A 23,363-nucleotide genomic window follows, 5' to 3' on the forward strand; every position below is an offset into this window, starting at 1 on the left:
CGGATAATGCGCAACCCTTCCCTCATGACACGCCCGGTTCGCCCAGCAACGTCCTTTAGCCGTAAGGCAAGTCCGGGTCCCGAAGACATTCAGACCAAGCGAGTTTGCACATGAGCGGTAAGGTTTTTCTGATTGGTGCCGGCCCCGGAGACCCCGAACTGATGACCCTGCGCGCCCTGCGGATGCTGCAAGAGGCCGATGTGGTTGTCTATGACCGGCTGGTCTCGGCAGATATCCTCAACCTGCATGCTGATAACGCGCGCCTGATTCCGGTTGGCAAAGCCCCCAAGTGCCACACGGTGCCGCAGGATCGGATCAATGAAATCCTTGTCGAAGAGGCCCGCGCAGGGCACATCGTGGCCCGCCTGAAGGGCGGCGATCCGATGATCTTTGGCCGCGGCTCGGAAGAGGCCGCTTATCTAATGGCCCAAGGCATCCCGGTTGAATACGCGCCCGGCATTACCGCAGCACAAGGCGCGTCCTGCTCCACCGGCGTGCCGCTGACCCATCGCGGGTTGGCGACCTCGGTGCAATATGTCACCGGCCACCGTCAGGCGGACAAGGTGCTGGATCTGGATTGGAAGCGCCTGGCCGACCCCGAGTCGACGCTTGTGGTCTATATGGGCGTCGCCAATATCGGCCAGATCGCCATGGGTCTGATGACCGAGAATCTGCCCGGATCGACACCCGTGCTGGCCGTAAGCAAAGCCACAACCACTGACGAGCGCCGCCTTGTATCCCAACTGGACCGGCTGGCGGTAGATGCGCGCAAGGCCGAGTTGATAGCGCCCACGCTGTTCATCATCGGCAAGGTCGTGTCGCTATATGCGGAACGGCCTTTGGCAGACGTGTTGGAGCAAGCTCATGGCTAGGCTTGGATCAAAACGCAACGGCCAGAGCCCCGCGCCCAAGGCGCGCTCGGGCTGGGCGGCTCGCAGCGTTCTTACAACCGCTGTTCTTGTCGCCACATCGGCCTTTGCCGCCGACGCCATCGACCCCAGCGCGCTGAAACGTCTGGTCCATCAGGATTGCGGCTCATGCCACGGACTGTCGCTGAAAGGCGGCCTTGGCCCCGATCTGCGGACTGAGACCCTGCAACACTATGACACCGAGGTTCTGACCGGTGTCATTCTGGACGGCATTCCCGACACCGCGATGCCCCCCTGGCGGCCCCTGATCAGCGAAGAAGAGGCCGAATGGATCGCCCGTTACCTGCTGGAACAGGAGGCACAATGAAACAGTTCATCCTTGGCCTTGCCGCCACCCTGATGATGACCGCAGCCCATGCCGAACCCACCGCCACCGGAGATCTTGGCCTCGTGATCGAACGCGCCAAGGGATCGGTTCTGCTGGTCGACCAATCCGAACGCGTCGCGCTGGCGCGGATCGAGGGGTTGGGCGATCTGTCCCATGCCTCGCTGGTCTATTCGCCGGACGAACGGTTCGCTTATGTTTTCGGGCGGGACGGCGGGTTGACCAAGGTCGATATCGTCACCCGCCAGATCGTGAACCGCGTTGTGCAGGCGGGCAACGCCATCGGCGGCGCGATTTCGGACGATGGTGAACTGGTGGCCGTATCGAATTATGAACCCGGCGGTGTGCGTGTCTTTGATGCAAAGACGCTGGAGATGGTCGCCGACATTCCCACCGACAGCAAAACCATCGGTCTGGTAGACGCGCCCGGTCGGCGCTTTGTCTTTACCATGTGGGACACGGGCGAGACCTGGATTGCGGATTTTGCCAAGGGCGAGCCTGAAACCACCAAAATCACCGACATGGGCAAAAACCCCTATGACGCGCTGATCACCGCCAATGGTCGCACCTATATCACTGGCCTGTTCGGCGAGGACGGTCTGACCGCACTGGACCTTTGGGCCGACAACCCCGAACCCATCCGTGTGCTGCCCAACTACGGGCGCGGACAGGAAGAAATGCCCGTCTACAAGATGCCCCATCTGGAAGGCTGGGCTTTGACTGGGCGTGAATTCGTCCTGCCCGCCGTTGGCCATCACGAGGTGCTGTGGATCGATGCAGACACCTTGACCGAGACAGCGCGCACGCAGACCCACGGTCAGCCGGTCTTTGCCATGGCCCGCCCCGACGGGCGGCAGGTTTGGGTGAATTTTGCCCACCCGCTGAACGACACGATTCAGGTGATCGACAGCGTCAGCAAAGAGATTATCCACGAATTCAAGCCGGGTCCGGCGGTGCTGCACATGGAGTTCACGCCGCGCGGCCATGAGGTCTGGATCAGTGTGCGCGACGCCAACAAGGTCATGGTCTACGACACCCATACCTTTAAAAAACTGCGCGAAATCGAGGCCGACAGCCCCTCGGGCATCTTCTTCACTGCGCGTGCGCACAAAACGGGGCTTTGACCGATGGACCATATCACAGACCCAATTGACCGCCGCCTGCTGGACGAATTTCAACGCGATTTCCCTGTGACTGAACGCCCGTTTCAGGTTCTGGCGGATGCGCTGGGGCTGGACGAGGCCGAAGTGCTGGACCGCCTGACCCGCATGCGCGCCACCGGCCGGATCACGCGGGTGGGGGCCACAATTGCACCGGGAGCGGTGTCCGCCAGCACTTTGGCAGCCGTTGCGGCCCCGGATGAACGTCTGGAAGAGGTCGCGGCCCTGATCGACGCGGAACCCGGCGTGAACCACAATTACCAACGCGAGGACGATTGGAACCTGTGGTTTGTCGCTACCGGCCCCGACCGCGCGCATGTGAACGACACTCTGGCCCGTATTTCGCGCCGTTCCGGGCTGCGCGTTCTGGATTTGCGGCTGGTGCGACCTTTCAACGTGGATCTGGGGTTCCGCATGTCGGGCGAAATCCACAACGTCCCTGGCCCGCGCCGTATCGACCGTACCGCCATGCGCGACGGCGACCGTCCATTGTTACAGGCGCTCAGTTCCGGCTTGCCGCTGGTGGTGGAGCCGTTCGACGCTCTGGCCTTGTCGCTGGATCGCGATGCAGGTCAGGTCATGACCCGGATCGAAGCCTTGCACTCCGCTGGCATTATCTCGCGCCTTGGCGTGATCGTGCGGCACCGGGCGTTGGGTTGGTCGGCCAACGCCATGGTCGTGTGGGACATGCCCGCCGAACAGGTCGGTGCTGCTGGCCCGGCTTTAGCCGCCTATCCGGGTGTCACACTGTGTTACGAACGCAACCCGGTCGAAGGGGTCTGGCCCTATCGTCTGTATTCAATGATCCACGCGCGATCACGCAGTGAGGCGCGGGAAACCCTGGCCGGTGCTGCTGCCCTGCCCGAATTGTTCGGAGCACAACACAAGGTCCTGTTTTCGACGCGCTGCTTCAAACAGACCGGCGCACTGATCCAACCGAAGGAGGCAGCGGCATGACACTGGATACAACCGACCGCGCAATCCTGAACCGGATGCAGGACGACCTGCCACTGAGCAGTCATCCCTATACCGCAATAGCCGATGAGCTTGGCATCCCGGAAAGCGACCTGCTGAGCCGCCTCAGCCGCATGAAAGACGAGCGCATCATCACCCGCTTTGGCCCGTTCTTTGACGCCGCCGCGATGGGTGGCGCGTTCTGCCTGTGCGCCATGGCGGTTTCGACCGAGAGTTTCGAAACCGTCCTGACCAAAGTCAATGCGCATGCCGAGGTTGCCCATAATTATGAACGCACGCACCGGCTGAACATGTGGTTCGTGCTGGCCACCGAAACGCCCGAGGGGATCGAGGCCACCGCCGCTGCCATCGAACGGGAAACGGGGATCGAGGTTCTCCGTTTCCCCAAATTGCAGGAATTCTTCATCGGTTTCCGGGTGGCGGCATGATTGACGCGAAAGACAGAGAGATTATTGAGGCCCTGCAAGGCGGCTTGCCTTTAGTGCCCGCCCCCTATGCGCATGTGGCGGCAGACCTCGGCATCGACGAAGATACCTTGCTGTTCCGGCTGGCCGACCTGAAATCGCGCGGCGTGATCCGCCGAATTGCCGCCGCGCCGAACCATTACAAGTTGGGCATGACCTCTAACGGGATGACCGTCTGGGATGTCGAGGACAGTAGAATTGCTGAATTGGGTGCCCAGATCGGCGCTCTGCCGTTTGTAACCCACTGCTATGAACGGCCCCGCGCCCTGCCCGATTGGCCGTATAACCTGTTCGCCATGGTCCACGGCAAAGACCGTGATGAGGTCGAAGAAAAGCGCGCGCAGATCACCGCTATTCTGGGCGATGCCTGCCGCGCGAAAGACATCCTCTATTCCACGCGCATTCTGAAAAAGACAGGGCTGCGCCTGAAAAAGAAAGGCTGAGATATGTTCCGCCTGACCGAATACATGCACCAACTGGTCAATCCGACCCCAGTGCGCAAACGCCGCCCCGGCCCGGTGAAACCGGTAGTGATCTGGAACCTGACACGGCGCTGCAATCTGAAATGCCGCCATTGCTATACCGTCTCGGCGGATGTGGCGTTCCCGGGTGAGCTCAGTCACGAGCAAGCCATGGTAACCCTTGAGGATCTGGGCCAGTTTCGCGTCCCGGCCCTGATCCTCTCGGGTGGGGAGCCGCTGGACCGGTTCGATTTCTTCGACATTGCCAAACGCGCCCGCGATCTGTTGCCGATGCTGGCGCTGTCCACCAACGGCACGCGGATTTACGACGAAACTGCCGACATGATTGCCGATGTGGGCTTCAACTATGTTGGCATCTCGCTGGACGGGATCGGGGCCACGAATGACTGGTTCCGCGGGGTCGATGGCGCCTTTGCCGACGCCCTGCGTGGCGTGCGGGAATGCAAGAAACGCGGCATCAAGGTTGGCCTGCGGTTCTGCCTGACCGAAGGCACGCAACACCACCTGCCCGACCTGCTGCAACTATGCGATGATGAGGGCGTCGACAAATTTTATCTGTCTCACCTTGTCTACGCTGGCCGCGGCGACAAGAACCGGGGCGAGGATGCCGAACACCTACGCACCCGGAACGGCTTGGACCTGCTTCTGGAGCGCGCGTGGGAGGCCGCCTCGGGTGGACGCCCACTGGATATTGTGACCGGCAACAACGACGCAGATGCAGGATATTTTCTGAACTGGGTTCGCGCGCACTTCGACGATGCGAAAGCCGCGCATGTGCGCGAACATCTGGCCGCTTGGGGCGGAAACTCCAGCGGTCTGGGCGTGGCCAATATCGACAATCTGGGTCGGGTTCATCCCGACACCTATTGGTCTGATTACACAGTCGGCAATGTGAAAACCCGATCGTTTTCAGAGCTTTGGACCGGCGATGACCCGATGCTCGCCATGCTGCGCACCCGCCCGCGCCCGCTGAAAGGGCGCTGCGGGGCCTGCCAGTTGAAGGACGTTTGCGGCGGCAATACCCGTATTCGGGCCTTGCAACTGACCGGCGATCCCTGGGCTGAAGACCCGGCCTGCTATCTGTCAAATCAAGAAATCGGCGTAGAAGATGCGGGCGAACGTCTGCAAGTCACGCCGTTCCGGGGGAAACGTCATGATCCGGCGCATCAATTCTTTTGACACTCTGAAAATCGGCACATTCTGTTCATTGTTGCTGGCGGGTACTGCGTGGGCCGACGCCCCGTCGGACTATGCCGAACATTGTGCCTCATGCCACGGCGAGAACCGTTTGGGCGGGGTTGGCCCGGCACTGATCCCCGAGACGCTGAAACGGATGCGCGGCCCGCGCGTGGCGGCGGTGATCGCCGAAGGACGCACCGCGACGCAAATGCCAGCGTTTTCGCACGAACTCGACGCATTGCAGATCGAGGAACTGGCCGGTTGGCTGAAATCTCCGCTGGAGACCGACCCGGAATGGGGCGAGGCAGACATCATGACCAGTCGCACTCTGGACGAGTATTACGTCCCAGTTGACGCGCCTGTCTGGGACAGCGACCCGATGAACATCACGCTGGCGGTTGAGACCGGCGACCACCATGTCAGCGTTCTGGATGGGGATACGTTCGAGGTTCTGGATCGGTTCGAGACCCCCTTTGCCGTGCATGGTGGTCCGAAATTCAGCCCCGATGGCCGTTATGTGTTCATTATGTCCCGCGATGGCTGGGTTCAGAAATACGACATCTGGGCATTGAAACAGGTTGGACGCGTGCGCGCGGGCCTGAACAGTCGCAACATCGCCATGTCTGGCGACGGCAAATGGGTGGCCGTTGCAAATTACCTGCCTAATTCGTTGACGCTGCTGTCGACCGAGGACCTTTCGGTCGCCAAAGTGGTCGAGGTCAAAAGCAAGAAGGGCGTCCCCAGCCGTGTCTCGGCCGTTTATCAGGCCCCACCGCGTGAGAGTTTCGTACTTGCGCTGAAAGACGTCCCCGAGATTTGGGAGGTTTTCTATGGCGCCAACCCGCCGCAATTCGGAATCGGCCATGACTTCCGCATCGAAGGTCAGTTCAAGAACCCCGATCCGTTCCCCGTGCGCAAGATCACCACGCCCGATTATCTGGACGATTTCTTTTTCGACCAGAGCTACGAATACGTCATGGGTGCCTCGCGCGATGGCAAGGGCGGACAGGTGATTGATCTGGTCATCGGTCAGAAAGTGGCCGATCTGGACCTGCCGGGCATGCCGCATCTGGGCTCGGGCATCACGTGGCAGTATGGCGATACGACCGTCATGGCCACACCGCATCTGACCGATGGCACCGTGTCCGTAATCGACATGAGCACATGGGAAACCGTCAAACGGATCAAAACCGAGGGGCCGGGATTCTTCATGCGCAGCCATGAAAACTCGCCCTACGTATGGGCCGATGTGTTCTTTGGCCCCAACAAGGACGCGATGCATGTGATCGACAAGCAAAGCCTTGAGATCGTCAAAACCCTGCGCCCAGCTCCCGGCAAAACCGTGGCCCATGTCGAGTTCACCAAAAACGGCAGCCACGCGCTGGTTTCGATCTGGGAAGATGACGGCGCGGTGATCGTCTATGACGTGCAGACGCTGGAAGAGGTCCGCCGCCTGCCAATGCGCAAACCATCTGGGAAGTACAATGTCTGGAACAAAATCACCTTCTCGGAAGGCACCAGCCACTGACGGCAAATGGCCTGTCTGGAAGCTGGCCATTCTGCTTTATCCGGCCACGGCACTGACCGTGGCCATCAACCTTTTTCTGGCCGGACTGATCGCCAACAGCACCGGCTTTGGCGTGATCGAACCGGTCAGCGCGATCCTGTGGTCGATCCCACTGGGCGTACCTGCATGCTGGCTGGCCGGTCGCTGGGTTCGTGGGTTGATGGATGAAGCAGACGACTAACTATCTGCTATCAAATGAAAAAATCATAAAGATTAATTTTCGGGCAGTTTGCGAACAAATGACTTAAGTCAAGTTTCGAATCGAGAGAGCGTCCTAGAACTCAGGGAACGATTGCCGAGTTGGATGCTCCATGCCCGCCCTCAACCCTCTGCACATTTCAGCTGTTTGCGCGTCCCGCGCTCTATGTGCATGTGCGGGCATCTTCCTTCTGCTGTTGCAGCTGCTTGGCCCGGCGCTGGCGAGTCGCGGGCAAAGCATGTGGGTGGAGATCTGCTCGGAGGCAGGGGCGGTCTGGGTTCAGGTTAACCTTGAGGAGGAGACCGACGACCCAACCGCGCCCTGTCCGAAATGCGCCGACTGCGCCTTGTGCGCCGTCACATCGGCTGCCCCGGTGCCGGACTTGCCAGTCCTGACCCGTGATGGGCTGGTTCACACCGCACGGTGTGAAATTAACGATTTGGTGCAAGTCTACAGCGTGAAACGCTTATGGCCTGAAACCCGGGGTCCCCCGCGCGCGACCCAAGAAATAACTGAACGCGCCCTGCGCGCGTCCATGGCATCCACCAAAGTTTTCGGAGGTGCGCCATGGTCGTAAGTCGCGCAATCCAATTTCTGCTGGCCTTTGTCCTGTCCTGCCTGATGGCGATCAGCGCCAATGCCGACAGCCTCGCCAGTTTCCTGCCTGACATTGACCCCGCCGATCTGGTTCCCGGTGCCGATGCCTTTGGCCCCGTGCGCGACGATGTGCCTGTTGCCCCTGTGCTTAAGGGCAGCGAGACTCTGGCCTGGGCCTTCCTGACCTCTGATTTCGTCGGCACCACCGGTTATTCCGGCAAGCCCATTCACGTGATTGCCGCCATTGATGCCGACGCGGTTCTGACCGGGGTGAAACTGGTCAAACACTCGGAACCCATCGTTCTGATCGGCATTCCCAATTCGCGCATGGTCGAGTTGACCGAAGGCTATGCCGGTTTGGATCTGAAGGTTGAAGCCGAGACTGGTGGCGAGGGGCATGACCTCGACATTATCTCAGGCGCGACCGTAACCATCATGGTGATCGACGACAGCCTCGTGCGCGGCGGCATCAAAGTGGCTCGCGCGCTGGGTCTGGGTGGGCTGTCGCCGGTGCAGGCCGACGGACCGAAGCGCGAAGTCGATGTGGCGCAAGATGCGGTGTACGACTGGACCACACTGTCTGGGGACGGTTCGATCCGGCGGCTGACACTGGACGTAGGGCAAGTCAACGCGGCCTTCGAGGCTACCGGCGATCAACGCGCCATCAAACGCCCCGAACCGGGTGAACCGGACGACACCTTCATCGACATGCATATGGCGCTGGTATCCGTGCCATCGATCGGGAAATCCCTGCTGGGTGAGGCTGAATATCAAAACCTGACAAACTGGCTGGACGAAGGTGAACACGCCGTTTTGGTGCTGGGACGCGGAGCCTACAGCTTCAAAGGGTCGGGTTATGTTCGCGGCGGAATCTTCGACCGGATACAGCTGATTCAGGGCGACAGTTCGGTCCGCTTCTTCGACCGCCAACAGCGCCGCCTGGGTGACGTCGCGGCGCCGGATGCACCCAGCTTTACTGAGCTGGATATCTTCAAAATCCCCGCCGATGCCGAGTTTGACCCGGCCGAGCCCTTCCGCCTGCAACTGCTGGTACAACGGGCCGTTGGCGCGGTTGAGAAAACCTTTCTCACCTTCGATCTGGGCTACAAACTGCCCGAGCAGTACCTGCTGCCCGTCGCTGCCCCCGCCGTTGTCGATGACGCCACCGGAGAAGCCGCCGCCAAAGCCGCCCTATGGAAGCGCATCTGGAAAGACCGCACGGTCGAAATCGCCGTTCTGGGCGTGATGCTGCTGGTGCTGACCGCCACCTTCTTCTTCCAGTTCCACGCCACCATGAACCCGCGCGTCTTCTATTGGTTCCGCATCGGGTTCCTGACCATGACCCTGTTCTTCATCGGCTGGTACGCCAACGCGCAACTGAGCGTTGTGAATCTGATGGCGCTGGCAGGCAGCCTGCGCACCGGGTTCAGCTGGGATGCCTTCCTGCTTGACCCGCTGGTCTTCATCCAATGGTTCGCCGTCGCAGCCGCCCTGCTGTTCTGGGGCCGAGGCGCCTATTGCGGCTGGCTGTGTCCGTTTGGCGCTTTGCAAGAGTTGACCAACAAGATCGCCAGCGCCTTCCGCGTTCCGCAATGGACCCTACCCTGGGGTCTGAACGAACGGCTCTGGCCCGCGAAATACATGATCTTCCTTGTGCTCTTCGGCATCAGCTTTGTCTCGATCCCGCTGGCCGAGAAATATGCCGAGATCGAGCCGTTCAAGACCGCGATCATTCTGAAATTCATGCGCGACTGGCCCTTTGTGGTCTTTGCGCTGGCCCTGCTGGGGATCGGGCTGTTCATCGAACGGTTCTATTGCCGTTATCTCTGCCCGCTGGGCGGGGCGCTGGCGATCCCTGCCCGTATCCGCATGTTTGACTGGCTGCGCCGCTACAAGGATTGCGGCACCCCCTGTCAGACCTGCGCCAACGAATGCCCCGTTCAGGCGATCCACCCCACCGGTGAGATCAATCCGAACGAGTGCGTCACCTGCCTGCATTGTCAGGTGCTCTACCAGTCCGAGGACAAATGTCCCGTCGTTATCCGCCAGCTCAAACGGCGGGCCAAGACAGGGTCGGTCCAGATGAAGACCCCACTCGGACAACCACCGGCGAACCATCCGAACGCCAAACCGCAATCCGTTTCCTAAAAAAGGAGGAACGATCATGTCGGAACACGATAAGAAACTGAACATCACACGCCGCGGGATGCTGGGGGCAACCGCCACTGGTGCGGTGATTGCAGGAACCGGTCTGGGTTCAACCCTGATGACCGCCCGCGAAGCCAGCGCCGCCGCCAACGCCCATCTGGAACCGGGCGAGTTGGACGAATATTACGGCTTCTGGTCCTCAGGCCAGACCGGTGAGCTGCGTATCCTAGGCGTTCCGTCCATGCGCGAGTTGATGCGCGTGCCTGTGTTCAACCGCTGCTCGGCCACTGGCTGGGGTCAGACCAATGAATCCCTGAAGGTTCTGACCGAAGGGTTGCTGCCCGAAACCAAGGAATACTTAGCCGCAAACGGCAAGGTTACTTACGACAACGGCGACCTGCACCACCCGCACATGTCCTTCACCGATGGCACCTATGACGGCCGCTATCTGTTCATGAATGACAAGGCCAACACCCGCGTGGCCCGTGTGCGCTGCGACGTGATGAAATGCGACAAGATCATCGAGATCCCGAACGCGCATGACATCCACGGCCTGCGCCCGCAGAAATACCCACGCACCGGTTACATCTTTGCCAATGGTGAGCATGAGGCGCCACTGGTCAATGACGGCCAGATCCTCGACGATCCGTCGCAATACGTGAACATCTTCACCGCCATTGACGGTGATACGATGGAAATCGCGTGGCAGGTGATGGTCTCGGGCAACCTCGACAACACGGACTGCGACTATCAGGGCAAATACGCCTTCTCGACCTCGTACAACTCGGAAATGGGTATGAACTTGGCCGAGATGACCGAGAATGAACTGGACCACGTGGTCGTGTTCAACTTGAAAGCCATCGAAGAGGCCGTGGCTGCCGGGAACTATCAGGAGCTGAACGGCGTCAAGGTCGTGGATGGCCGTAAAGAGGCCGACGGCAACCTGACCCGCTATATCCCGATCCCAAACTCGCCGCACGGCGTGAACGCCGCGCCCGACAAGAAACACATCATGATCAACGGCAAGCTGTCGCCGACTGTTTCCGTGATTGATGTCGAGAAAGTCGACGCGCTGTTTGCTGACAACGCCGATCCGCGTTCGGCCATCGTTGCAGAACCGCAGCTGGGTCTTGGCCCGCTTCACACCGCGTTCGACGGCAAGGGCAACGCCTTCACCACCCTGTTCCTGGACAGCCAGGTCGTGAAATGGGACATCGCCAAGGCCATCGAGGCGTATGGTGGCGCGGACGTTGACCCGATCCTCGACAAGGTGGATGTGCAATATCAGCCGGGCCACAACTCGACCTCTATGGGTGAGACGGCTGAGGCCGACGGCAAGTGGCTGATTTCGATGAACAAGTTCTCGAAAGACCGTTTCCTGAACGTTGGGCCACTCAAGCCTGAAAACGAGCAGTTGATCGACATCTCGGGCGACAAGATGAAGGTGGTCCATGACGGCCCGACCTTCGCGGAACCGCATGACTCGATCCTCGTGCATCGGTCCAAGGTGAACCCGGTAAATGTTTGGGATCGCAACGACCCGATGTGGGAAGATGCGCGCCAGCAGGCTGCGGCTGATGGCGTTGACTTGGACGAAGGCGCCGAGGAACCGATCCGTGATGGCAACAAGGTCCGTGTCTACATGACCTCGACGGCACCGATCTTCAGCATGGAGAAATTCACCGTCAAACAGGGCGACGAGGTGACCATCTATGTCACCAACCTGGATGACGTGGATGATGTGACCCACGGGCTGTGCTTGTCGAACTTCGGCATCGCGATGGAAATCGGGCCGCAGGCCACCGCCTCGGTCACCTTCATCGCCGACCGTCCGGGCGTGCACTGGTACTATTGCCAGTGGTTCTGCCACGCGCTGCACATGGAAATGCGCGGCCGGATGTTTGTTGAGCCGCGGAGCGCATAAGCCATGCGTTGGTCCCTGCTCATACCGCTCCTGCTCGGCTCGCCCCTTTGGGCGGCGGATTGGGATGTGCCCAACCGGGCGGGGGCCATCAACGAGATACTGGCGCAGGCGGCGGATGGAGACACCCTCCGCCTGAGCCCCGGCGTTTACGCCGAAACCTTGGTTCTGGACCGGCCTGTTACAATCGACGGGCTGGGACAGGCCACAATCGACGGACAAGGCGAAGGCAGCGTGATCACTGTGACCGGGCCGGGCGTGATCGTGCGCGGACTGACGGTCATTGGCTCAGGCTCGGACCATGACGGGATCGACAGTGGTATCCAATTGACCAAAATGGCCACAGCGCCGGTGGTCGAGGATAACGTACTGCTGGGCAATCTCTATGGCATCGACATTCATGGTGCGAAGGACAGCATCGTTCGGCGCAACCGGATCGAAGGGCGGCAAGACCAGCGCATGAACGACCGTGGCAATGGTGTCTATGTCTGGAACGCGCCGGGTGCGCGGGTTGAAGACAACGACATTCGCTATGGTCGCGACGGGATATTCGTGAACTCGTCCAAGAAGAACACCTTCACCGGCAACCTGTTCCGCGATCTGCGTTTTGCTGTGCATTACATGTATGCCGACAATTCGGTGGTCAGCGACAATGTCTCGATCGGCAATGATCTGGGCTACGCGGTGATGTTCACGACCAATGTGACTGTAGCCAACAATGTCTCAATCGGTGACCGTGAACATGGCGTGATGCTGAACTACGCCAACAAAAGCACCATCACTGGCAATGTAGTGAAGGGTGCAAAAGAGAAATGCACCTTCCTCTATAACTCGAACAAGAATGAATTCACCGACAACTGGTTCCAGGGTTGCGGCATCGGCATCCACTTTACCGCCGGGTCCGAACGCAATCGGATCGTCGGCAACTCTTTCATCGGAAACCGGACGCAAGTGAAATACGTCTCGACCAAATGGGTCGAGTGGTCCGAAGACGGGCGCGGAAACTACTGGTCCGATTTCGCAGCCTATGATGTGGATGGCAACGGCATCGCCGATGCGCCCTATCGCCCCAATGACTCGATGGACCATGTGCTGTGGACCCAACCTGCAGCCAAACTGCTGCTCGGCTCCCCTGCCGTGCAGCTGGTGCGCTGGTCACAATCGGCCTTCCCGGCACTGTTGCCGGGCGGTGTGATGGACAGCAACCCATTGATGCAAGCCCCTGAACCCCCAGCTATGAAAAAGGTGCCTCATGACGGATAAGGCCCTGACTATCGACCATGTTTTCAAGGACCGAGGGAAAACCCGCGTTCTTGGCGATATCACCCTGTCCCTTGCCCCCGGCCAGCGCGTCGCGCTGCTGGGCCACAACGGGGCGGGCAAATCGACCCTGATCAAATCCATCCTTGGCCTGACGCCGATCCACGGCGGCGCCATTCGAATCGGAGACGCCAGCCCCGGCAGCGCGCAGGCGCGGCGGGAAACGGCTTATCTGCCCGAAGCGGTGTCATTCCACCCGGTCCTGACCGGGCGCGAGCAGTTGACCCTGTTTGCTCAGTTATCCGGGGCCAAAGCTGATGTGCCCGGCTTGCTGGAGCGTGTGGGTCTGAGCGACGCGCTGGACCGCCGGATTGGGGCCTATTCCAAAGGGATGCGCCAACGTCTGGGTTTGGCGCAAGTGCTGCTGGGTCAGCCAAAGGTGGCGCTGTTGGACGAGCCGACCAGCGGGTTGGACCCGATCTCACGGCAGGATCTTTACGCCATCATCGACGAACTGGCTGCACAAGGCACCGCCGTTCTGATCGCCTCGCACGCCTTGACCGAAGTCGAAGCCCGCACCGACCGCATTGCCATCATGCGCAAGGGCCGGATGGTGGCCGATGACACGCTGACCAACCTGTCGGAACTGGCCGGTCTGCCTATCCGCCTGCGGGTCCGCGCCAGCGCCAATCCCGATGCCTTGGCCGCCGAACTGGGCGGTAACCGGATCAACGGCGCGTCGGTCGAACTGCTCTGCAGCCCCGATGACAAGATGGAGGCCCTGCGCCGTATCGCCGGGCTGGGCGACGCGGTGGCAGATGTGGAGATGACCCCGCCCAAACTGGAAGACCTCTATCGCCACTACGCACAGGAGGATCTGCAATGACCCGCTTCCTCGCCATCACCCGAACCGAGATGCTGATCCTGCGCCGCAACCGCTGGCTGCTGGTCGCAACATTGATCATGGTGCTGTTCGCCTTGGCGCTGACTTTTGCAGGCAGTGCCCCAACCGGCACGTTGGGGGTCGACATGCTGACCGTTTCTGTGGCGTCGATGACCACGCTTTCGGTCTACCTCGCCCCGCTGCTGGCGCTGATGATTGCCTTCGACGCCATTGCCGGCGACGTGGATCGGGGCAGCCTGTCTTTGCTGCTGTCCTATCCGGCGGGGCGCGGAGAAATCCTGTTGGGCAAATTTGCCGCCCATCTGGCCGCGCTGGCCTTCGCCATGACAGTTGGCTTTGGCACCGCAGGCGCGGTGGCGGCCTTGTTTGGCGGCGCGGGGCCGGAAAGCCTGATGGCGCTGGCCCGCCTCATCCTAACATCCATCCTGCTGGGCGCCGTTTTTCTGGCGCTGGGTTACCTGCTGTCCGCCCTGGCAAAGGGAGCTACGGCGGCGGCAGGTCTGTCGGCCGGGCTCTGGCTGGTTTTTGTCGTCCTCTATGATCTGGGCCTGTTGGGGGCCGTCGTCATGGACAAGGGCGGCACCTTCACCCAATCCGTCTTTCCATGGGTGATGGTAGCCAACCCGGCTGACGCATTTCGTTTGTGGAACATCGCTGCAACCGAAGGCGTGGCGATGGCATCCGGCATGACAGGCGCGGCACAAGCCCTGCCGGTCTGGGCTGCGCCTGCCTCGCTTCTGATCTGGCCGGTGCTGGGCTTTGCCCTCGCCCGCGCCGCATTTCGGAGGGTTGAGCCATGAAGCATCTTGCTCTGCTCGCATTTGTCGCGCTGATTGCCTGCAAGGAAGAAGTGGCCGATGCCCCCGATCCGGTTGACCTGACCCCGGATGCGCTAAGCTATTTCTGCCAGATGAACATTCCTGAACATGGCGGACCCAAAGGGCAGATCCATCTGGAGGGATATCCCACGCCACTGTTCTTTGCGCAGGTACGTGACATGGTGGCCTATCTCAAAAGTCCCGAGCGCGATGCCGAAATCACCGCCGTCTATGTCAGCGACATGGGGATCGCCCCCAACTGGCGGCAGCCAGGTATCTCCAACTGGATCGCAGCTGACGGTGCAACCTTCGTGGTCGGCGCCAATGTTGCTGGCGGCATGGGCGCACGCGAGGTGGTGCCCTTCGCCAACCCCTCCGATGCCGAAGCCTTCATCGTTCAGTATGGTGGCGCACTTCTACCACTGTCCGACATTCCCGATACCGAAGTCCTTGGCCCAGTCGATCTTGACCTGAAACTGGAGACGCCGTCATGACCGTTCTCTCTCGCCGCCGGTTCCTGACCATATCAGCGGCTTGCGCGGCCCTTCCCGTAGGAGCGTCGCCTGCTCCGGTCGCCCATTGGCGCGGGGTCGCTTTGGGGGCTCCGGCAAGTCTGCGGCTAGAAGGTCTGACCAACGCGCAAGCCGCGCCGGTTTTTGCTGCGGTCGAAGCCGAGTTGAACCGGCTCGAGAACATCTTCAGCCTGTACCGCCCGCATTCCGAGCTGTGTCGCCTGAACCGCGATGGCCACTTGGAGGCCCCCGCGCCCGAACTGTTGAACGTATTTAGCCTATGCTCGGCCCTCCATGACGCCTCAGATGGTGCGTTTGACCCGACCATTCAGGCCCTGTGGTCAGCACTTGCGACCAGCGCGGCGCAGTCCGAGATCCGTGTGGCACATAACACCATCGGTTGGGCCCGTGTCGTAGCGCAACCCGACGCGATCCGATTACCCAGGCCCGGTTATTCTGCCCTAACGTTAAACGGCATCGCGCAAGGGGCCATTACCGACCGCGTTGCGGATTTACTTGCGGTGCATGGCTTGCGAGATGTGCTTGTAGACATGGGTGAAATCACCGCACTGGGTCGGCACAGTGATGGTCGACCTTGGCAGGTAGGCCTGGCCGGGCCTGGTGGCGAGATTCGCAAATCCATCCAGTTGCGCGACCGGGCAGTGGCAACTTCGGACGCTGGCAGCCTCATGTTAACCGATACCTTTGGGCATATCCTGAACCCCAAAACCGCCCCGCAATCAGAACGGGTCGTTTCCGTGTCCGCGCCCAGCGCAGCCGTAGCCGACGGGCTTTCCACGACATTGTGCGCGCTGCCAAAATCACGAGCCGCTTCCGTCATCAGGTCTTTCCCGGACGCCCGGCTCGAGATGTCTGTCTAAGATAGAGAAATTCAGGTGTGTCTGACGTCGCAATGGCCCAACCACCCAAAGCCAAGTCATCTGGTCGGTGCGACAACCAACCGATAAGTCGTTGATATTTCCGCATCTACGAAATTTGGTAGGTGGCGGAGACGAAGTCCGCCAACATCTTTTTCGTTCAGAATTTTATTTATAATTTACCTATACTTAAAGGAATATTGCAATGGGGCTTCACGAAATATGTGCAGCAAAATGTGCAGCAATTTGAATGGGCCTTCGTAGAAATCAAAGCGTCGAACTGAGAGACGCAAGCTCGAGACAATCAGTGCTCAAAGCGACGTGTAGTATGCCTTCAACGTCTTCGCGATAGATTGACGCCGCAGCTTCAAAAATTCCTGGTAGTCCGCAAATTCGCCCGTCAGAAGTCCAAGCGGAACTGCGTTCTCCGTGAAGTTCTCTTCAAGATCCGCGTAGACTACGATCCCTCCGTATTTTGCGGTTCCTGAACTGCATTGTTTCCGCAAATCTGAAACATACTCACTAGGAGGCGCATTTCCGATGGCAATGTTGATCTCTTGCTGTGTGTAGACCAAGTTGGCGACTTGATTGTATTGAGACTGCGTAAGGCCAAGCGTCTTTTTCAGGTGATCCTTGGGGAAGATGTGGTGAACATCGCCTCTGTGCTCCAACATACTCCGCACTGTGATTTCTTTTGACAGAAAGCCTCTAGCATTGGACTTCACCTGAGACGCAAGAAATGTCCTGAAAGCCGGATGTTTGCTATTTGACGTTGTAAGCGCTTGCACCAAACCAACTTCCCAAAAGGCATCCGAGAGCACCGCTTTCTCGATACTTTCGAGATATTCCCCCATTCCCATCTCAGAAATCTGTCGAATGTCCTGGTCAAAGCGGGTTTCCATCGATCCCGAATATCTGGCGGTCAAGAGTGAGAGCGCGAACCACTTCCTGACAAATCGTTCTATCAACTCGGAGGCGATGCCATCTTTCCGCAGGCGCAGGAAGAGAATGTAGGCAAAGTTCAATGGCGCCTGGTTGAAGCTGAACGCGACCACGCTTGGTGCAACCAAAAAGAACACTGGCAGCTCAAAGTGTCCGAAGCCGCCCGCGCCGACATTGTTGCAACCGCACTAAAAGGCATCTCTGTTCGGCCAAAGGAGGCTGCGTGAATTCAGACTGGTGATTGCCCAATCCACATTTGGGTGACCCACTGACTGGCCCAAACCGAGAGTTCAACGCACGGCTCAGGTCTTCGAGTTTTGTCTAATCAGCAAGCTCATAACCTTTTGATAATACCAAGACTTCAAAAATGGCGATGAACCCAAGTTCATCGTGCGCTCCCGCTGTGCCCAAGCATCGGCGGGAGCGAAGTTGTCCCTGATCGTTTCACGAAGCTTCGTCGAAATGCAGGTGCCACGGCAGATCACATTCCCTTGCTCACGAATGCAGATGCTCCCCAGCATCTAACACCACCCGAGGCAGACCACGTCGCGACACCATTGGTAATTCGGAAGCTCGCCAAGAACACCCGCAAGAAGCGATGAAGATAACACAACCACCAAAGGTAAGGCCTTCGGCAGATTAGATAATTTTCGTGCTTCTTTTTTGCTTCATGAGAGAGGCTTGCAACAAAGATACGCAAGCGCACATTCGAAAAGACTTGTCATTTCGGAGCGCCATGCATACTTCAATCTCCCCAAGGGAGAAAATCGTGCCTTCAAACAACTCGAAATCCAAGCGCACTCTGCCGCTACCTGAGAAACGCATACACGCCTGAACTTATCGCGTGTTCGCAGCCGTTCGGCTGCGATGTTTCCAGATTTCGAGTATTGAAAGGGCATCTCCATGCAGCCCCAAGTCTATACATCTTTCTTCTACCCGCGTTTGAATGGGTGGTTCCAGCCAGCCTACGAGAGCCTGATTAAAGCCGCCAACCGAAAGTCCGGGTGGGATGCCTTTGATGAGGATGCACCGGCTGAGGATTCGATGCCAAAGCAGTACGCGAGGGACTATTGCGCCGTTGCCTCATTGATCCGTGTTTGCGCGGCATGGAAGGACACACGCGATCAGATTGCAGGCCAGTTGCGTCGCCCATTTTCGCTGACAGTTGTTGAAACCGGTGAAAGTGAATGGGTGGAAGCCACAGGAGACGCGTTTAGCGATGGTTTGATCCCCGCGATCTGTAGCAACAACCCTGATGCAACCAAGCCAAAAATCGTGTGCTACAAGTCGCGCTGGCGCAAGACCACGCCAGCAAAGACTGCAAGCGATTTCAATGAAGCGCTGGCTCTGGCCGCGAAGGAACCAGCGTCGTTGATTGTAATCGTGCCAAGTATCGAAGTGTTGCCGGACGCCTTTTGCAAGAAATCCGCTAAGATCATTTCCCTGAGCCCATTGTCACGGAGCATGATCTTGATGCTCTATGCCATGATGCACGGCCGCCAATGTACAGCTTTGATGACAAAGGCGCTTAATCAGATGCCATCCCATGATGCTTTGGCTCAGATCTCAGCTAATGAAATTATGTTGGCTCTTCGGACGCCCAAGCTGATGGCATTTGTCCTGCAACTGAATAAGTTGACGACGCGCACAAAAGCCAACCCAGAAGCCATGGATGACGTCAAAGGCCTGGGGGCCGCGCGGGCGCCGTTGAAGCGTCTCGTGGATGACATCCAAGCATACTCTGACGGTCACCTGAGTTGGGCAGATATCCCTAACAACCTTCTACTCGATGGGCCTCCGGGTGTCGGGAAGACCTTTGTCGCGCAGAAATTGGCAGAAGCGACAGGGGCGCATTTTGTTGGCGCAAGCTATGCTGCTTGGCAAGCGGAGGGCCATCTTGGCGATTTCCTCGCTGCAATGAGAGATGATTTCCTGGAGGCAAAGCGCCATGCGCCGTCCGTTTTGCTGATCGATGAAATCGATAGTTTTGCAGATCGCGCAACCAACAAGAGCGATAACGAGAACTACAATCGGGCGGCACTAAATGGCCTGCTTGAACAGCTGGCGGGCGCCGAAAAGACGGATGGCGTCTTGGTGGTCGGCACAACAAACTACTCGGGCAAGTTGGATGCTGCACTACTGCGCTCTGGGCGGTTCGACCAAAAAGTCCACATCCCTCTTCCGGATAGGGGCGCGCTGACAGAGATCTTGTCCGCAGATGCTGGACCGACAATCAGCAAGCAGGAACTTCACGCAGTGGCGGCAGAAATGCTTGGGCAATCGGGCGCGGATGCCGCCGCGCTTGTGCGTCAGGCCCGTTCCATCGCCCGCCAGGATAAACGCCCAATTGCGATCCAACACCTCCAGACGGCGCTTGAGAAGTTTGCGAAGCCACTGCCTTCCAAGATGCTGTATAGGATGGCAATCCACGAGGCCGGCCACATCGTGGTTGCGCACGCACTTCTCGCCGGATTGCCGACAATGGCCCAGATCTCACCGAGAGGTGGTCGAGTTGACCTTGAGCTGGACAAATTCGGTCATGAAACTCAAAGCTTGGAAAATCGCCTCGCTATTTTGTTGGCTGGACGCGCAGCCGAACTTTCTTGCCTGGGTAGTGTTTCGTCAGGTGCCGGCGCGGGCGACAAAAGCGATCTTGCTCAGGCCACCATGTTTGCAGTCCAAGCCGAAACACAATTCGGTTTGTCCAACGACAATTTGATTTGGCACCCGGTGTCCATGGATAACCTGCAAGATATGCTTCAAGATCGCGACCTGGCAGCCCGCGTTCAGTCGCGGCTGCGCTCCGCAAACCATCTTGCTCAAAAGACCATCGGCGAAAATGAATATTTGCTTGAAGGTGTGGCCCAATCGCTTGTCGAAAGGCGGCAATTGAACCGGGCTGAGCTCGAGCAGTTGTTGCGAGATTTGAAATCTGCAAAAGGCAAAGATCGCCATGCAGTTAAGGAGAATTCGATCCAAAACATGCGCTGGCTTCATTGACCATAATGTCGGTCCCGAATGCGCCGGCTCTTATCGTCAAATTCCCCATATAGAATATCTCTATATGGCTCTTTTGACAGAGGTTTCGCGTGTGTGTGTGTGTCGGGCGCGGCGGGCTGCTGCCGGAAACGTGAAAGGTTTGGCTGGGGCGTTTCAGGACCAACGTTTTCTAACGGCCCCGCCCCGGAGCGGTCGCCTCTTCGCTCGTTTCCTACGTCACTTGGAAGCGTGGGGCGTCACTTCCAGCTTGGGCACATCGTATCCGGCTTCCGTCAAAACAGATCGCGCTTTGTCGATATGCTTTTGGCTGGGTTCCGTGCTGCGCGATAGGATCCAACCGGCGCTTCCATTGGGCACCCCAACAACGGCAACCTCATACTCATCGTCCACCCACAAAACCCAGTATGGCGATTTGACAAAGGGAACCTGTGGGAAGCTGACCTTGAGTTTGCCAACATCTTCAATTGTGGCTTGGCCGGTGATGTCCTTTACCCTCGTGCCATTTTCAACAAGACAGCGGTTGTAAACGGACACCGTATCCTCGGCGATAATCTGATATTCAGCCGTTGTGTCTGTGCATCCCCGCTGGAAGAACACCGGGAAGCGGGCGTACTCAAACCACACTCCGGTGTATCTCTGCACGTCTAGTTTGCCCACGACGTCCATCGTGACCGAGGTGTCGCGGTAGGAACCCGAGCAAGCCGCAAGGGTTGAACATAACAGAATAGCAGCAAGTTTCTTCACGGGGATCTCCGGCATATTGGGCCAACCTCAAAACATGTCAGAAACAACAGTTCGATTTGGTTTCTGGCCATCTATCTGGAAAGCCAGAAGGGATCAAAAAGGCTTGGCACCTTCTCGCCTATCGGTCTGTCAAGAAAAGGTAGTATGCAATGCGCCGTTCAGGCGCAGCTTTTGCCTAAAGCTTCTCAGTAAATTCGCTTCTCAGGAATGACACCCCTGACCCCACCACGAGGGTTTTCTATATCGCCAGCACGGCGAGGGATAAGGTGAATGTGGCAATGGAAAATGGTCTGTCCCGAAACTTCGCCTGCATTGATGCCCACGTTAAATCCTTCGACAGACCGATCCAGCCCGCGGACAGTTTGGCGCTCTGTTTGGAGGAGTTGCTGTACCGCATTCAACTCTGGCTGATGAAGGTCGAAATAGTCCGGCACATGCCGTTTCGGGATGATCAAAGTATGATGCTGGGTGACCGGAAAGCCGTCCCGAATGGCATAAGCCAGTTCATTTTCAGCAACCACCCGCTCGCCGGGGATTTCGCAAAACGCGCATCCATCGCATCTGTGAGCGTAGCTCTTGGCCATGCCCCGAAAATCAGTGTCATCGCGATCTCGCTTCATTGCATTGCAGGAATAACAAAGCGCCTGAAGGTTGATGGCCTCGTCACTGCCGCCTTTGTTTCGGGGCAGGATGTGGTCGACTTCCAACGCCTTTTGGTCGGCCGATATCCCACATAGCTCGCAACGAAAATGGGCGCGCTTCAGAACCTCGTATCGAAGGGTGCCGGGAATGTACCCTGACGACTTTGATCTATGCGACCATATCTTGTCGCCACGCTTCCCGATGAACGTATCGATTTTCTGATCGCAAATCCTGATGAGGTCTTTGATCTCGGCATCTTGGAGGCCCGAATTCTCTGCAAGTTGATAAGCTTGGATTTCCCGGCCGGATTTAATGGGCTGCACAATGCCATTGTTTGTGAGAACACGTCCCACCATGTTCTTCGTGCGGATCATATAATATTCGAGCTGCGAGCGGTCATAAACCATGAGCGCTGCGGCAATCTCTTCAAGCGAGGCGGATCCACCACCTTTTAGTATTCTGCGGATCATCACCGGCTGGTAGATATGTGACATCCGCATATGGTGCTCAAGAAACTCCTGGAGCCGCACATATGCTTTTGATGGCGTTGGAAAACCTGACATTTTGACAAACTAAACGATCTGATTGTCGAGCGTCCAGTTACTCGGTGATCTTGATTGTTTTCGAAGGCGCGCTCGATACTCCAGCCACATATTTTCATCTTGTCCGGCAGCAAACATGGCTTCCCGAAGCGCCGTTTCGAACGGCTTGAGATCCAAGGCTGGCCTCTCCTTTTCGAGCGCCCTGTAAACCTGCTTGTTGAACCGCCCAGGCACCACCCTATGGCCAAGCGTCAACTCGCAGAGGCGTGCCAATTTTTCGTTTCGCAACTTGGTGAACCGGCTGCTCAGAATGCGACCGGTCTCCACATCAAGTTCAGGGAAAGCAACATGCCAGTGTGTTTCGTTTCCGATGCCAGACTTTCGCGGTTTCTCGTGCTGAACAATGCTGGCTCGGTTGCCAGACGTGTTGGAAACACCGTATTCAAAACAGATTTCAGCAAACACAGAGACAAAGTCTTGCTGGCTCATTTGCTCGTTTGGCGAAATCACAAAATGCCTAACGCTATACTGTTTGCCAGCAATTTTGGAGATTTCACCCAAAAGTAGGAGGTCTTCCGGGCAGCCACGGATCCAAGTTGAAATTTCGTTGCCCGCAGGTTTTGCAAGGTAGGTTGCGATCCGACTGGTATGCGCAGTTGGGATGCGCGTTGATTTGATAATCATGACCGCCCCCCAAGATTTGGGTGCGGATCAAGTCGACATCTCGTCTGATCGCATCGATACGTTCGCCTTGCTCGACAACTTGCTCAGCGCGCAGCGGATTGAATGTATGCGTCTCGGCCAATTTGCGCGACAGAAATGAGAGGTTCATCCTGACATCGATCAGAAGCCCTAGGACCTCAATGGCAGCTTGGATGTCTTTAATGATGGGCTTCTTTCGTGGCGGCTTACGAGGTTTGGTTTCAGGCAGCGCGCCTTCAAAATTTAGGGCTCGCGCCAAGACAAAGCGCGCATACGCAGTTGCGGAGATACCCTCCGCTTCCGCTCCATCTGTCAACAAATCATGCAGATCTTCAGATACCCGCATTCCCACCATTTTTGTTTGTTTTTTTGTTTTGTTTTTAGCCATCTTCGTTCTCCAATTTTGATAGCTGCACGACTTGCTATTAGCGTGCGCAACATGGAGTTGTGCGGAGGGTTGCAAGGGGCAAGCG

Annotated in this window: 23 protein-coding genes; 18 read left to right on the forward strand and 5 right to left on the reverse strand. The window is 58.1% G+C overall.

What is annotated here, in order from left to right; translation table 11 throughout:
• Positions 1 to 110: 110 nt before the first annotated feature.
• The 17 genes from cobA to ACR0LN_RS15920 all read left to right on the forward strand — a co-directional run bounded on the left by cobA (position 111) and on the right by ACR0LN_RS15920 (position 16,321).
• Positions 111 to 872, forward strand: a complete 762-nt coding sequence (gene cobA / locus ACR0LN_RS15840) for a uroporphyrinogen-III C-methyltransferase (RefSeq protein ID WP_480430994.1) — start codon at positions 111 to 113, stop codon at positions 870 to 872.
• Positions 865 to 1,236, forward strand: a complete 372-nt coding sequence (locus tag ACR0LN_RS15845) for a c-type cytochrome (protein WP_480430995.1) — start codon at positions 865 to 867, stop codon at positions 1,234 to 1,236. Before cobA ends, ACR0LN_RS15845 begins: the two co-directional genes overlap by 8 nt.
• Positions 1,233 to 2,378, forward strand: coding sequence for a cytochrome D1 domain-containing protein (locus ACR0LN_RS15850; RefSeq protein ID WP_480430997.1), 1,146 nt, complete (start codon positions 1,233 to 1,235; stop codon positions 2,376 to 2,378). Before ACR0LN_RS15845 ends, ACR0LN_RS15850 begins: the two co-directional genes overlap by 4 nt.
• Before the next feature lie 3 nt (positions 2,379 to 2,381).
• Complete coding sequence (gene ahbB / locus ACR0LN_RS15855; RefSeq protein WP_480430999.1) at positions 2,382 to 3,371, forward strand: siroheme decarboxylase subunit beta; 990 nt, start codon at positions 2,382 to 2,384, stop codon at positions 3,369 to 3,371.
• Positions 3,368 to 3,817 (forward strand): Lrp/AsnC family transcriptional regulator, encoded by a 450-nt coding sequence (locus ACR0LN_RS15860; protein WP_480431001.1) that lies wholly within the window; start codon positions 3,368 to 3,370, stop codon positions 3,815 to 3,817. The genes ahbB (ACR0LN_RS15855) and ACR0LN_RS15860 overlap by 4 nt, the downstream gene beginning before the upstream one ends.
• Entirely contained in the window at positions 3,814 to 4,296 is a 483-nt protein-coding gene (gene ahbB / locus ACR0LN_RS15865; protein ID WP_480431003.1) for a siroheme decarboxylase subunit beta, read from the forward strand. The genes ACR0LN_RS15860 and ahbB (ACR0LN_RS15865) overlap by 4 nt, the downstream gene beginning before the upstream one ends.
• Positions 4,297 to 4,299: 3 nt before the next feature.
• Positions 4,300 to 5,514, forward strand: a complete 1,215-nt coding sequence (gene nirJ / locus ACR0LN_RS15870) for a heme d1 biosynthesis radical SAM protein NirJ (RefSeq protein ID WP_480431005.1) — start codon at positions 4,300 to 4,302, stop codon at positions 5,512 to 5,514.
• The gene (locus ACR0LN_RS15875; RefSeq protein WP_480431007.1) at positions 5,489 to 7,042 is read left to right on the forward strand and encodes a cytochrome D1 domain-containing protein; all 1,554 of its coding nucleotides are present in this window, start codon (positions 5,489 to 5,491) and stop codon (positions 7,040 to 7,042) included. The genes nirJ and ACR0LN_RS15875 overlap by 26 nt, the downstream gene beginning before the upstream one ends.
• Positions 6,999 to 7,262: a hypothetical protein gene (locus ACR0LN_RS15880; protein WP_480431009.1), complete on the forward strand. Its 264-nt coding sequence runs from the start codon at positions 6,999 to 7,001 to the stop codon at positions 7,260 to 7,262. The genes ACR0LN_RS15875 and ACR0LN_RS15880 overlap by 44 nt, the downstream gene beginning before the upstream one ends.
• A gap of 130 nt (positions 7,263 to 7,392) precedes the next feature.
• Positions 7,393 to 7,857 carry a DUF2946 family protein gene (locus tag ACR0LN_RS15885; protein WP_480431011.1) on the forward strand — a complete coding sequence of 155 codons (465 nt, stop codon included), beginning with the start codon at positions 7,393 to 7,395 and terminating at the stop codon, positions 7,855 to 7,857.
• Positions 7,848 to 10,025 (forward strand): 4Fe-4S binding protein, encoded by a 2,178-nt coding sequence (locus ACR0LN_RS15890; RefSeq protein ID WP_480431013.1) that lies wholly within the window; start codon positions 7,848 to 7,850, stop codon positions 10,023 to 10,025. The genes ACR0LN_RS15885 and ACR0LN_RS15890 overlap by 10 nt, the downstream gene beginning before the upstream one ends.
• Positions 10,026 to 10,041: 16 nt before the next feature.
• Positions 10,042 to 11,949: a TAT-dependent nitrous-oxide reductase gene (nosZ, locus tag ACR0LN_RS15895; protein ID WP_480431014.1), complete on the forward strand. Its 1,908-nt coding sequence runs from the start codon at positions 10,042 to 10,044 to the stop codon at positions 11,947 to 11,949.
• Positions 11,950 to 11,952: 3 nt separating this feature from the next.
• Positions 11,953 to 13,209 carry a nitrous oxide reductase family maturation protein NosD gene (locus ACR0LN_RS15900; protein ID WP_480431016.1) on the forward strand — a complete coding sequence of 419 codons (1,257 nt, stop codon included), beginning with the start codon at positions 11,953 to 11,955 and terminating at the stop codon, positions 13,207 to 13,209.
• Entirely contained in the window at positions 13,199 to 14,092 is an 894-nt protein-coding gene (locus ACR0LN_RS15905; RefSeq protein ID WP_480431018.1) for an ABC transporter ATP-binding protein, read from the forward strand. The genes ACR0LN_RS15900 and ACR0LN_RS15905 overlap by 11 nt, the downstream gene beginning before the upstream one ends.
• Positions 14,089 to 14,910, forward strand: a complete 822-nt coding sequence (locus ACR0LN_RS15910; RefSeq protein WP_480431020.1) for an ABC transporter permease — start codon at positions 14,089 to 14,091, stop codon at positions 14,908 to 14,910. The genes ACR0LN_RS15905 and ACR0LN_RS15910 overlap by 4 nt, the downstream gene beginning before the upstream one ends.
• The gene (locus ACR0LN_RS15915) at positions 14,907 to 15,422 is read left to right on the forward strand and encodes a nitrous oxide reductase accessory protein NosL (RefSeq protein ID WP_480431022.1); all 516 of its coding nucleotides are present in this window, start codon (positions 14,907 to 14,909) and stop codon (positions 15,420 to 15,422) included. The genes ACR0LN_RS15910 and ACR0LN_RS15915 overlap by 4 nt, the downstream gene beginning before the upstream one ends.
• Positions 15,419 to 16,321, forward strand: a complete 903-nt coding sequence (locus ACR0LN_RS15920; protein ID WP_480431024.1) for an FAD:protein FMN transferase — start codon at positions 15,419 to 15,421, stop codon at positions 16,319 to 16,321. Before ACR0LN_RS15915 ends, ACR0LN_RS15920 begins: the two co-directional genes overlap by 4 nt.
• Positions 16,322 to 16,629: 308 nt before the next feature.
• On the opposite strand, the gene ACR0LN_RS15925 is transcribed toward ACR0LN_RS15920, so the two are convergent.
• Positions 16,630 to 17,397 (reverse strand): hypothetical protein, encoded by a 768-nt coding sequence (locus ACR0LN_RS15925; RefSeq protein ID WP_170563858.1) that lies wholly within the window; start codon positions 17,395 to 17,397, stop codon positions 16,630 to 16,632.
• A 1,087-nt stretch (positions 17,398 to 18,484) separates the two neighbouring features.
• On the opposite strand from ACR0LN_RS15925, the gene ACR0LN_RS15930 reads away from it, so the two are divergent.
• Positions 18,485 to 20,260 carry an AAA family ATPase gene (locus ACR0LN_RS15930; protein ID WP_171178934.1) on the forward strand — a complete coding sequence of 592 codons (1,776 nt, stop codon included), beginning with the start codon at positions 18,485 to 18,487 and terminating at the stop codon, positions 20,258 to 20,260.
• Between the two features lie 216 nt (positions 20,261 to 20,476).
• Here the strand turns inward: ACR0LN_RS15930 and ACR0LN_RS15935 are convergent, their stop codons facing one another.
• The 4 genes from ACR0LN_RS15935 to ACR0LN_RS15950 form a co-directional block, all read right to left on the reverse strand.
• Positions 20,477 to 21,004 (reverse strand): lipocalin family protein, encoded by a 528-nt coding sequence (locus ACR0LN_RS15935; RefSeq protein WP_170486575.1) that lies wholly within the window; start codon positions 21,002 to 21,004, stop codon positions 20,477 to 20,479.
• A gap of 185 nt (positions 21,005 to 21,189) precedes the next feature.
• A complete protein-coding gene (locus tag ACR0LN_RS15940; protein WP_209509627.1) occupies positions 21,190 to 22,209 on the reverse strand; it encodes an HIT domain-containing protein in 1,020 nt (339 codons plus the stop codon).
• Positions 22,210 to 22,218: 9 nt separating this feature from the next.
• A complete protein-coding gene (locus ACR0LN_RS15945; RefSeq protein WP_480431027.1) occupies positions 22,219 to 22,749 on the reverse strand; it encodes a hypothetical protein in 531 nt (176 codons plus the stop codon).
• Complete coding sequence (locus ACR0LN_RS15950) at positions 22,742 to 23,278, reverse strand: hypothetical protein (protein ID WP_480431029.1); 537 nt, start codon at positions 23,276 to 23,278, stop codon at positions 22,742 to 22,744. The genes ACR0LN_RS15945 and ACR0LN_RS15950 overlap by 8 nt, the downstream gene beginning before the upstream one ends.
• Between the last annotated feature and the right edge of the window lie 85 nt (positions 23,279 to 23,363).

The sequence above is a fragment of the Ruegeria sp. AA6 genome, assembly GCF_056542865.1.